Origin of the sequence: Paraburkholderia solisilvae, from assembly GCF_902859875.1 — a bacterium.
In the GTDB taxonomy this organism is placed as follows: domain Bacteria; phylum Pseudomonadota; class Gammaproteobacteria; order Burkholderiales; family Burkholderiaceae; genus Paraburkholderia; species Paraburkholderia solisilvae.
This window is the reverse complement of record NZ_CADIKF010000023.1, coordinates 56,954-68,082: the sequence shown is the minus strand read 5'-3', so window position 1 is coordinate 68,082 and position 11,129 is coordinate 56,954. Positions and strand designations below refer to the sequence as shown.

Genomic DNA, 11,129 nt, shown 5'->3' with positions numbered 1-11,129 from the left:
GTCACTATCGCATTACACAGTGTCCAGACATTCGGATTATGAACTGAACACCGGATAATCGATCCGTTAATGCTGCGTTGCGAAATTCAACTAAACACGAGAAAATCCGAATTTTTTCGTCTTAAAGAAAATCAGTATGCCGGCTGAATTCACGGCGCGTTTTAAAATGCGGATCAATTCAAATTCCGGTAAATGCACCGGGTATTTAAAAGTTTTTCCAAGGGACGATATTCCGTTCCCCTGCCGTAGCGCGCCGCGTCGCGCGGCAACGACACCGCGTGACACCTGTATGTTTGTACAGTATCCTATGCGACAGCCTGAACGTGACATCGAACGTGAGCTGTTGCAGTCACCCCGAAAGGTCGTGTGCCGTGAACGCCCCATTCGCACCGCCGCCGGTGGCGTTCGCGCCGCCCGCGTCTCATCCGATGCCGGAAATCGCCGCCTTCGTCGCGAGCCTGAAAAGCGCGTTCGGCGCGGCCGTTATCGACGATGCGATCCGGCGCGGCAAAGCCGGCGAGCCCACATTTCACGCTCGCGAAAACGGCCGGTCGATCGGCACCGCGAGTGCGGCCCCGTACAATGCATGGCGCGCCGACAGCACGACGTTACGCGACAGGCACTTCTGCGCCGGATGCGACGGGTCATGCGTCGGCCAGAGCTTGAGCTGCCGGTCAACCGGTCAGCGCAATGGAGATTGACATGCTGCGACCTCTGATGTTCGCCACCACGTTGTTCGCCGCGGCTTTGCTCGCCGTGGCGCCCGCTGCTTTCGCCGGCGAACGCATCATCGAGATCTGGAACCCGCCTGAAGCACGGCAAGGCGCTCATCTGATCGGCAAGACCGCAAGGCCGCCGCATCACCGGAAGGTGCTCGCGCATCGCAGCGCACCGGCGCCGCGCGCCCATCAAACCGCGCAACAGCCTTCGCCGGCGGCGGCCCATTCGGCGATGAACCAGGCGGCAAACGAGGCCGCCGACCGGCCCACCAACCGTGCCACCGACCGGGCCGCGGATCAGACCGCAGCCCAACCGGCCGCAGACGCCGCGAGCCATGCAAGCGCCGCTGTCGTGGACGCGGGCCGGCTCAAACACAACGAAGTCCCGCCGCCGAAGCACGACATCAGCCGCTTCGACGACATTCCGCGCATTGTCACGCCGGAGGGCAACGTGCTGCGCGTCAGCACCGACAGCGTGACGGCGCAGGTCACGCACTAATGCAAGCGCGGTATTACAAGGGCTATTCGATCTGGGGACACGCAATCCTCCAGCCGGACGGCTACGCGGCAAGCGGCACGATCACTTCCGGCACGAAGGTCGTCGAAGCGTCCGGCATCCTCGCGCACTTCAGTACGGAACTCGAAGCGGAAACCATGGGCCTCGACTGGGCCAAAGCATGGGTCGATAGCCGCAGCTGATGCGATCGACGGCGCGGGTCATCGCACCGCATGCGGCGGCGCTCACGCCGTCGGCAATGGTCCACAACAACTGAGCCGCTGCAGGCCACGCGTATGTCGCAATCGACAGCGACGTTATTGCTCATGCTGTCGTTTGTGCCGCCAGCAATTGGGTCAATCGCGCGGACGGAACAGACCGTCGATCTGAGCGCCGCCGGGCGTATCGGGGAAACCGTCGAAACGGCCTTCAGCGAGCGCCTGCGCGGTATGCATCACGCCAGCCCATGCGGCGCGCGCCAACGCGCCGCCGATACTCACGCGCCGCACGCCGAGCGCCTCGACCTCCTGCAGCGTGAATGCGGCATTCCAGCCGATCAGCAGATTCACAGGCTTCGGCGCGACCGCCGCGACCACCGCCTCGATCTGCTCGCGCGTGCGGATGGCCGGTACATACAGACAATCGGCGCCGGCCGCCGCATACGCTTTGATACGAGCCAGCGCGTCGCCAAGATCCGGCACGCCGGCGAAGAAGTTCTCGGCGCGGCCGACCAGCAGGGTATCGCCGCCCGCCTGATCGATCGCGCGACGCGCGGCGGCGACACGCTCGACGGCCACGTCGATTGGAAAGAGCGGTGCATCCGGGCGCCCGGTCGAATCTTCGATCGACAGACCCGCGACGCCGGTTTCGACCGCCAGCGCAACGCTTTGCGCGACCTCGTCGGGATGCGCGCCGAAGCCGTTTTCGAAGTCCGCATTGACCGGTAGATCGGTGGCTTCGACCATCTCGCGCAGATGCGCCAGAATCGCTTCGCGCGGCAGGTTGTTATCCGGGCGCCCGGTCGACCACGCGAAGGCCGCACTGGAGGTCGCGAGCGCCTTGAAGCCGAGCGTTTGCAGGTAGCGTGCGCCGCCGGCATCCCAGGGGTTCGGCAGGATGAAGCAGCCGGATGCGTGCAGCGCACGGAAAGCAGCGCGCTTTTCTGCGGTAGTGACGGGCATCGGATGTCTCCTTCGGCTAGAGAAAGGAGGGAAGCGGACGCTTCCCGGGACATCGGCGCGGACCGCTCATAGCGCGTCGACGCAATAACGGCGCCGCACGCGCCTGCAATGAGCCGCGCGCGCGGTCAGATAAGCGAAGGCTGCGTGACCCTCGATTCGATTGCGATCAAGGTCGCCTTGGCTTGCATCCCGCCCGCAAAACCGGTCAGGTCGCCGGACGCGCCGATCACGCGATGGCATGGCGCGATAATCGAAATCGGATTGCGCCCGTTCGCCGCGCCGACCGCACGGCACGCGCTCGCCTGGCCGATCTGCTCGGCAATCTCGCGGTAGCTGCGCGTTTCGCCGAACGGAATGGTCAGGAGCGCGTTCCACACTTTCTTCTGGAATTCGGTGCCGACGAACTCGGTCGCGATGTCGAACGTGGTCCGCTCACCGGCGAAATATTCAGACAACTGGCGCGCGGTGTCGACGAGCACCGGGTGGTTAGCGGCCTCGTGCATCTCGCCGAGCTTCACGCGGCCCGGACGGTCGTTCTCCCACAGAATCGCCACCAGCCGGTCGCCGCGCGCGACCAGTTTCAACTGGCCGACCGGCGACCCGACGATCTTGTATGCGTACGACATCCCGTCCTCCTTTCCTGCGGATCATGCGCGTCAACCTGTGAAGGATAAGCGCAATCCTGCCGGAACGTTACACGTCGACGTGAAATGTCGCGACGACCTCCTCCATCTTCAGCGCCTGCTCTTTCAACGACGCGCTCGCCGCGGCCGCCTGCTCGACGAGCGCCGCATTCTGCTGCGTCGTGCGGTCGAGCTGCGTGATCGCGATGTTGACCTGCTCGATGCCTTCGCCCTGTTGCAGCGATGCACCGGCAATCTCGTTGACGATCGCATCGACATTCGTCACCGCGTCGATCACGCTGCGAATCGCCGACTGAGCGTCGTGGAAAAGCCGCGTGCCGCCTTCGACACTCGCCGACGACCGTTCGATCATCTCCTTCACGTCCTTCGCCGCGGTCGCGGTGCGATGCGCGAGCGTGCGCACCTCGCCGGCGACCACCGCGAAACCTTTGCCCTGCTCGCCCGCGCGCGCCGCTTCGACGGCCGCATTCAGCGCGAGGATGTTGGTCTGAAACGCGATCCCTTCGATGGTCGAGATCATCGCGGCCATATCGGCCGAGCGCTTACCGATCTCGTTCATCACACCGACCGCGTGCGCAATCACTTCGCCGCTCGCGGACGCGCGGCTCGATGCTTCGCGGCTCAACACACCGGCCTGCTTCGCGTTCTCCGCGTTGTGCCGCACGGTCGCGGTCAACTGTTCCATGCTCGCCGCGGTCTCTTCGAGCGATGCGGCCTGCTCCTCGGTGCGCCGCGACAGATCGAGATTGCCGGAGGCGATTTCCTGGCTGCCGGTCAGCACCGATTCGGCACTGGCACGGGTCGTCATGATCGTGCGGTTGAGCGACGCGAGCAGCTCATTCAGGCGCAGCCGGATCGACGCGAGCTCGTCGCGGCCGCTCACATCGAGCCGGCCGCGCAAGTCGCCCGCGCTCGCCTGCGTCATGCGGCCCGCGATGTCGTTCACATCGGCGCCGGTACGGCGCGCAAATGCGACGAACAGATACAGCGCGACCCCGACCGACACGACGCTCAGCAACGCCAGCACCGCGATATGCACAGCCTGCGCATGCGCACGCTCGGCCAGTAGCGATTCCAGCAGCGCGGAGAGTTGGCCATGCGCACGGTACACCGCATCCACCGCACGCGTGCCGGACGCGAAGTACGCGTTCGAGTCGGGCGCCGGCGCATCCGGATCCGACGCAAGGCCGGCCACGATCTTGCCGAATGCGTCGAAGTCGTCGAAATTCAGGTTTTGCACGCGCGTTGCGCCATCGCCTTCACCGAGGGCGTTCTGCACGCGCTTCAGGTCGCGGCGCACGGTGTCGATCTGGTCGCGCAGAAACGCGGCATGCACGCCGAGTGCGCTGCGGTCCGCCGCGCCCAATTGTCCCTCGCCCGCCTGGCTCAGCGCCGCCGCGCCTTTGCCGCGCGCGATCGCAGCCATCTCCGCCGCGCTCGGCAGCGACAGCACCACCGAATTCGCCAGATAGTACGTTGCCGCTTGCGGATCGAGCGCAAGCTGCGATGCGTCCGCGAGGTCCGCGGTGAACGCGAAGATCGCATGCACGAGCGCCGTGTGCGCATCGAAGACGTCCTTCACCGGTCCCGTCAGCGGCATCTGCGCGAGCTGCGCGTATTGCGCGGACAACGCGTCCGTTTGCGCGGTGAGATCGAATCTTTTGGTCGTCGCGGCCTCGTCGCGCAGCGTGGCGACCAGCCGTTGCGCGTCGGCGTTCGCCGCGTCGAACGCGGGCCGGATCGACGGATTGCCGGCCATCAGCGACGCGCTCGCGCCGCGGCGTTTCTGCACCGCCTTCAGCAAGGCCTGACTCGTCTCCAGCAAGCGAACGCCATCGAGCTCATCGCGCGTCGAGATATAGAAACTCGCTTCGTCGCTCAAGATCGCATACAGGCAGACCGACAGCGGCAGTAAAAACAGCAATGCCAGCACCGCCAGCTTGCGCGACATCTTCAACCGGCCCATCAGGGCCATTCCCGGAGCAAACAAACGCATCGTGTACATCCTGTCTTTCAAGTTCGAGTGACGCCGGCAAGGCGCGCGAAGAGCGTCTTCGGCGCGTCGCCGTCATCCGCTATTTACGGCGAGCGGACCGTGAACTGAAACGATGCGAAGTGGATTTTTCGGCAAGCACCACGCCGGGGCGACGCGCGCATTACGTTGGTGCGACATGCGCTATCGAGGCCCATAAAAAGCGCTCAAATGGGGCGTCGAACCTGGGTCAAGCAGTTCACGCCGTGTCGCACCAGCGCGCCCAGGCGCTGCGATAAGCGGTCTCGATCTGCGCGGCGAAACGCGCGCCGTCCATCAGCGGCGACGCGCTGATGCGCGCGCGCAAGCCTTCGCGCAAGCGCGCAATGCGCGGTCTGTCGTGCGCGAGCCGCACCGCGATATCGACGAATTGCGCATCGCTGTGCGCAGCGAGTTCGCTCAAACCCAGGTTCATCGACTGGCTCAAGCCCGCACGGCCGACCGCGGTCGCACCGACCCGCGTTACCACCGGCACGCCCATCCAGCACGCGTCGAGGCTGGTCGTATGGCCGTTGTACGGGAAAGTGTCGAGCCCGATATCGATCTGGTGATAGGTGCGCAAGTAATCGGCGCGCGACTGGAACGGCACGAAGCGCACGCGCTCACTGTCGACGCCGTGCGACGCGAGCCGCTCGATGAGCCGCGCGCGGGCCGAGCCGTGCGGCGCCATCAGGAGCAGGCGCGCGTCGCCGGTTTCGTGCAGTACGCCGCGCCACAGTTGCAGTGCATGGTCGGTGAGCTTGCATGGGTTGTTGAGGCAGCCGAACGTGACGTAGCCGTTTTGCAGCATAGGGAGTGCGTCGACGGCCAATGACCCAGCGCTTGCGTCGCTTGCATCGATCAGCGGGTCGTAGCACCAGAACGAATCCGCGAGACGGATCGACTGCTCGCTGTAGTGATGATCGGTGCCGGGCGGGTCGAGCCATGGGTCGGTCAACCGGTAGTCGATCGCGCCGATGCCGGTCGTACCCGGATACGCGAGCCACGCAATCTGCACCGGTGCCGGCTTGCGCGCAAACAGCAACGGACGCGCATCCGCCATATGCATCGTCAGATCGACCAGAATATCGATGCGGTCGTCGCGAATCTGTTGTGCGAGCCGCTCGTCGTCGAGCGCGCGTACGTCGCGCCAACCGTCGGCATGGCTCGCCAGACGCGTCGTGATGTCGTCGGGACGCGCGACGCTTGCGTAGCAGTAGATTTCGAAGCGCGCATGATCGTGATGCGACAGCAGCGGCATCATGAAAAGCGCCTGGCAATGGTTGCGGAAATCCGGCGACACATAGCCGATACGCAGACGCCGCGTGCGGTCGTGCAGACCGGGCTGCGCGTGCGGCCGGCGCGCTTCGCGGTAGCGCGCTTCGTGTCGCGCGGACCAGCGGCGGCATTCGTCGAGCGGCGTCTGCGCATCTTCGGCGCTGAAGGTCAGCGAATACGCGAGATTGCTGTGCGCGACGACATTCTCCGGATCGCAGCGCAGCGCTTCGCGATAGCATGCGATGCCATCATCGATACGACCTGCGTCCTTCAATACTGTCGCGAGATTGTTGTACGTGACCGAGTGATGCGGATCGATCTCGAGTGCGCGCTGCAAACGCGTTTCGGCTTCATCGATGCGGCCAAGCGTGCGCATCAGCATAGCCGCGTTGTTATGCGCGGCAACCAGGTCCGGGCGCAGCGCGATTGCCTGGTCGAATGCAGCGGCGGCGCCTGCCGTGTCGTTCAGTTCCTTGAGCACGTTGCCGAGATTGTTATACGCATCCGCATGGGCGGGGTCGCGCGCGACCGCGCGTTGGTAGCATCCCGACGCCTCATGTGTTTTGCCGAGTGCGTGCAGCGCGATGCCGAGGTTATAGGCGGCTTCGGGAAAATCGGCATCGAGTTCCAGCACGCGCGCAAGCAGCGCGGCGGCCGTCGTGAAATCGCGGCGCTCGAGCAGCGCGACGCCGAGATTCAGTAACGCATAGGGTGAAGCGGGCGCCGCGCGCACGGCTGCGTCGAGCAGTGGAATGGCGGTGTCGACGCGTCCGCGTATCTGCAACAGCGCGCCGAGGTTGGTCAGCGCGTTTGCGTTGTGCGGCTGGATCTCGAGCGCGCGGCGGTAGGCGTTTTCCGCGGCGTCGTGCGCATCTTGCTGCTTGTAGCAATTGCCGAGGTTGATGAATGCATCGACGTGCGCCGGTTCGAGTTCGACCGCGCGTGTATAAGCGTCGATCGCGCGAGGATAGTCCGCCAGCGACTGCAACGCATTGCCGATTGCGAGCAGCAGATCGGCGGACGGCGCGTCGAGCGCCAGCACGCGCTCGTATGCACGCAGTGCATCGGCAAAGCGTTGCGCGGCCGCGAGCGCATGGCCGCGCGCGAAATGCAGGCGCGCGACATCGGGCGCGCGTGCGATTGCATCGTCGAGGCACGCAAGCGCGGCATCGTACGCGCCGCATTGCAGTTCGAGTATGCCCAGACGCAGCAGGATATCCACGTCGTCCGGCCGGCTCACGAGCCCATGCTGATAAAGCGCACGCGCGGCGGGCAAATCGCCGGCGAGATGCCGCTCCTTCGCTGTCGCCAGCGTCTGATCGACCGTCATCCTCCACCCCGTTTATCGCGCGCGACGTGCACGCAGGCCTGTTCGTCAGTCGGTGCCGTCACCGGTCCTGGCCCGATCGATTCGCCCGCGATCCGCATCATTCGCATGCGGCAATCACGCGTCGAAGCCATGGCCCATTCGAGACGAACCGCGATGGTAGGTGACCGGCGCGCGTCGTAGGTTATAGAAGATGACAGGGGCTTACGGGTCGCGAAAAAAGCGGAAAGGCCGCCGTAAACGCATTCGTATCCTGGCCGCCGGTAAGCGGGCTGCCGCCGGTCTACGGTTCAATCGCCCCGCGCCATCCAGGTCCGGATATCCGCCGTCTGCCCCGCGGCATGACCGAACCATTCAGCCAGAAAATCGACGAACGCGCCGACCTTCGCGGACACGTTGAGCCGCTCGCCGTACACCGCGTGCACATCGGCGCCCGGCAGCGACCAGTCCGGCAGCACCACTTGCAACGCGCCCGAGCGCAAATGCGGATAGACGTCCCACTCCGAGCGCATCAGCACGCCATGACCGTCCAGCGCCCAGACCAATGCGGTCTCGCCGTCGTTGCTGCTCAGCGCACCGCGCACTTTGATGGTTTCCTGCTTGCGGCCGCGCGTCAGATGCCATGTGCCATAGGCGGCGTCGTTTTCGCGCAGCACGATGCACTGATGCGCGTGCAGATCGCGCGGCGCGAGCGGCAGGCCGGCCCGCTCGAGATACGCCGGCGATGCGCACAGGAAGCGCCGGTTCGGCGCGATCCTGCGCGCAACGAGCCGCGAGTCGGGCACGTCGCCGAACCAGATGCCGACGTCGTACGCCTCGTCCGCGAGACGGATCGACCGATCGGTGAGCGTCAATTGCACTTCGACTTCCGCGTAACGCCGCGCAAACGCGGACACCGCGGGCGCGATATGACGCCGTCCGAAGCCGAAGGTCGCATTCACGCGCAGCAGCCCCTTCGGCACCGCGCGCGCGCTCGACACCATCCGGTCGAGTTCCTCGAATTCGAGCAGCAGCCGCGAACCATGCGACAGATACAGCTCGCCTTCCTGCGTGACGCTGATGCGTCGCGTCGTGCGATTCAGCAGGCGCACGCCCAGACGCGCTTCCATTCGTGCGAGCCGCGCGGTGACCGCGGGCGGCGTCACGCCGAGTTCGCGCGCAAGCGCGGACAGGCTGCCGTGCTTGACGAGCTGCACGAAAAACGCGAGATCGGAAATGGTGTCCACGTGCCGGCCTCCGCTGCCGCCCACTTATAAAACGAAGTTAAAAATAGATTAAAAGAGAATGCATTATATGCACCAACCATCTCTATAGACTGTTCCCGTAACGAAGCTGTCTGATCTTTCGGGAATTCTTCCAGCCTCGTCGACCTATCCCCCTCTCGACTCTCGGCCCCACACCATCGGAGGAGATGTGCCGCGCACGTTGTATCAGAAGCTCGTCGAGTCGCACACCGTGACCCGCCTCGACGCGGAGCACGTCCTGCTTTACGCGGACCTGCACATCATGAATGAATACACCAGCCCGCAGGCGTTCAACGGCCTCGTCGAGCGCGGTGTCGGCGTACTGCGGCCGCAGCAGCAGATGAGCGTCGTCGATCACGTGATTCCCACCAAACCGGATCCGGTCGGCAAGCGTGTGATCGCCATCGATGCGGCCGCGCGCCAGGCCGCGAACTTCACGCGCAACTGCACGCGCTACGGCATCAAACTGTTCGACGTGAACGATCCGTTACAAGGCATCGAGCACGTCGTCGCGCCCGAATCCGGACTGATCCGCCCAGGCATGGTAGTGCTGTGCGGCGACAGCCACACCACCACCTACGGCGCGTTCGGCGCACTCGGCTTCGGCATCGGCACATCGGAAATCGAACATGTGCTCGCAACGCAGACGCTGTCGTACCGCCTCGCGCGCACGATGCGAATTCATATTGACGGCGATCTGCCTGCCGGCACGACCTCGAAAGACCTTGTGCTGCGCGTGATCGCGAAGATCAGTGCGCAAGGCGCGCGCGGCTACGCGGTGGAGTACACCGGCGCCGCGATTCGCGCGATGTCGATCGAAGCGCGCATGACGTTATGCAATATGACCGTCGAAGCCGGCGCACGCGCCTCGCTGGTCGAACCGGACGACATCACCTTCGCGTATCTGCGCGCGCATCGCGGCAATCTGAGCGAAGCGCACATGGAAAACGCGATCGCGACATGGCGCACGCTGCGCACGGACCCGGACGCGCGGTTCGACAGCACCATCACGATCGCCGCCGCCGAGGTCGCGCCGTATGTGACGTGGGGCACGAGCCCCGACCAGGCGATACCGGTCGACGGCGTGATTCCCGCACCGGCCGACGGCGTCGATCACATCCAAAGCGCGGCCACCGCGCGGGCGCTCGACTACATCGGTCTCGCGGCGGGCGCGCGCATCGAAGGCACGCCGATCGACCGCGTCTTTATCGGCTCGTGCACGAACGGCCGCATCGAAGATTTGCGCGCGGTCGCCGCGATGCTGCGCGAAGGCATGCATGTCGCGCCGAACGTGCGCGCGATGATCGTGCCGGGCTCGGGCGCGGTGCGTCAGCAGGCGGAACGGGAAGGCTTGTCCGAAGTCTTTATCAAGGCGGGCTTCGAATGGCGCCAGCCCGGCTGTTCGATGTGCCTCGCGATGAACGACGATGTATTGCGCCCCGGCGAACGCTGCGCGTCGACCACCAACCGCAACTTCGAAGGCCGCCAGGGCCGCGACAGCCGCACGCATCTGATGAGTCCCGCGATGGCGGCCGCCGCGGCAATTTCCGGCCGCATCACCGATATCCGCAACTGGGAGCACCACGATGCCTGATTTCTCGCGCATAGAGGGCGTCGCGGCGCCGTTGCCGATCGCGAATCTCGACACCGACCAGATCATGCCGAAGCAGTTTCTGCTCGGCACCGATAAATCCGGCCTCGCCGCGGGCCTGCTGTACGACCTGCGTTTTCATCCGGACGGCAGCAAGCGTGCCGATTTCGTGCTGAACACGCCCGCGTACAGCGGCGCGAAGGTGCTGATCGGCGGCCCGAACTTCGGCTGCGGCTCGAGCCGCGAGCACGCGGTGTGGGGCCTGCTGCAAAGCGGTATCGAAGCGGTGCTCGCACCGAGCTACGGCGAGATCTTCTACTACAACGCGGCGAACAACCGGCTGCTGGCGATCGTGCTGCAGCCGCAAGAGATCGACGAGATCACGGTTGAAGTGTCGAACCCGGCGGCGAGCCGCATCGAGATCGACGTCGCCGCGCAACGCGTGCGCACCGCGTCGAGCCGCACCTACGCGTTCCGGATGGACGAGCGCCACCGGCAGATGTTCCTCGAAGGCCTCGACGTGCTCGGCGCATCGCTGAAACTGCTGCCGCAAATCGAAGCGTTCGAAAAGCGCCATCGCGCGGAAAACCCGTGGGCGATCGTGCTGCCGTTGCCGGAAAACGCGACGTGAGTCACCT

The 11,129-nt window shown here is 65.0% G+C and carries 10 protein-coding genes; 5 read left to right on the top strand and 5 right to left on the bottom strand.

What is annotated here, in order from left to right; genetic code table 11:
- Nucleotides 1–428: 428 nt before the first annotated feature.
- From HV675_RS15955 to HV675_RS15945, 3 genes are read left to right on the top strand one after another with little or no spacing between them, the layout of a single operon-like run.
- Nucleotides 429–701: a hypothetical protein gene (locus HV675_RS15955; RefSeq protein ID WP_175111927.1), complete on the top strand. Its 273-nt coding sequence runs from the start codon at nt 429–431 to the stop codon at nt 699–701.
- 1 nt (nt 702) lies between these two features.
- Complete coding sequence (locus HV675_RS15950) at nt 703–1,218, top strand: hypothetical protein (RefSeq protein WP_175111884.1); 516 nt, start codon at nt 703–705, stop codon at nt 1,216–1,218.
- Nucleotides 1,218–1,418: a hypothetical protein gene (locus HV675_RS15945; protein WP_175111883.1), complete on the top strand. Its 201-nt coding sequence runs from the start codon at nt 1,218–1,220 to the stop codon at nt 1,416–1,418. Before HV675_RS15950 ends, HV675_RS15945 begins: the two co-directional genes overlap by 1 nt.
- A 153-nt stretch (nt 1,419–1,571) precedes the next feature.
- On the opposite strand, the gene HV675_RS15940 is transcribed toward HV675_RS15945, so the two are convergent.
- The 5 genes from HV675_RS15940 to HV675_RS15920 all read right to left on the bottom strand — a co-directional run bounded on the left by HV675_RS15940 (nt 1,572) and on the right by HV675_RS15920 (nt 8,882).
- The gene (locus HV675_RS15940) at nt 1,572–2,396 is read right to left on the bottom strand and encodes an isocitrate lyase/PEP mutase family protein (RefSeq protein ID WP_175111882.1); all 825 of its coding nucleotides are present in this window, start codon (nt 2,394–2,396) and stop codon (nt 1,572–1,574) included.
- Between the two features lie 125 nt (nt 2,397–2,521).
- The gene (locus HV675_RS15935; protein ID WP_175111881.1) at nt 2,522–3,022 is read right to left on the bottom strand and encodes a methylated-DNA--[protein]-cysteine S-methyltransferase; all 501 of its coding nucleotides are present in this window, start codon (nt 3,020–3,022) and stop codon (nt 2,522–2,524) included.
- 67 nt (nt 3,023–3,089) lie between these two features.
- Nucleotides 3,090–5,036 carry a methyl-accepting chemotaxis protein gene (locus HV675_RS15930; RefSeq protein ID WP_246270313.1) on the bottom strand — a complete coding sequence of 649 codons (1,947 nt, stop codon included), beginning with the start codon at nt 5,034–5,036 and terminating at the stop codon, nt 3,090–3,092.
- Between the two features lie 235 nt (nt 5,037–5,271).
- Nucleotides 5,272–7,659, bottom strand: a complete 2,388-nt coding sequence (locus HV675_RS15925) for a tetratricopeptide repeat protein (protein ID WP_175111880.1) — start codon at nt 7,657–7,659, stop codon at nt 5,272–5,274.
- Nucleotides 7,660–7,946: 287 nt separating this feature from the next.
- A complete protein-coding gene (locus tag HV675_RS15920; protein WP_175111879.1) occupies nt 7,947–8,882 on the bottom strand; it encodes a LysR family transcriptional regulator in 936 nt (311 codons plus the stop codon).
- Nucleotides 8,883–9,069: 187 nt separating this feature from the next.
- On the opposite strand from HV675_RS15920, the gene leuC reads away from it, so the two are divergent.
- Together leuC and leuD are read left to right on the top strand one after the other, a co-directional pair.
- Entirely contained in the window at nt 9,070–10,494 is a 1,425-nt protein-coding gene (leuC, locus tag HV675_RS15915; protein ID WP_175111878.1) for a 3-isopropylmalate dehydratase large subunit, read from the top strand.
- Nucleotides 10,487–11,122 (top strand): 3-isopropylmalate dehydratase small subunit, encoded by a 636-nt coding sequence (gene leuD, locus HV675_RS15910; protein ID WP_175111877.1) that lies wholly within the window; start codon nt 10,487–10,489, stop codon nt 11,120–11,122. Before leuC ends, leuD begins: the two co-directional genes overlap by 8 nt.
- The last annotated feature ends 7 nt before the right edge of the window (nt 11,123–11,129 follow it).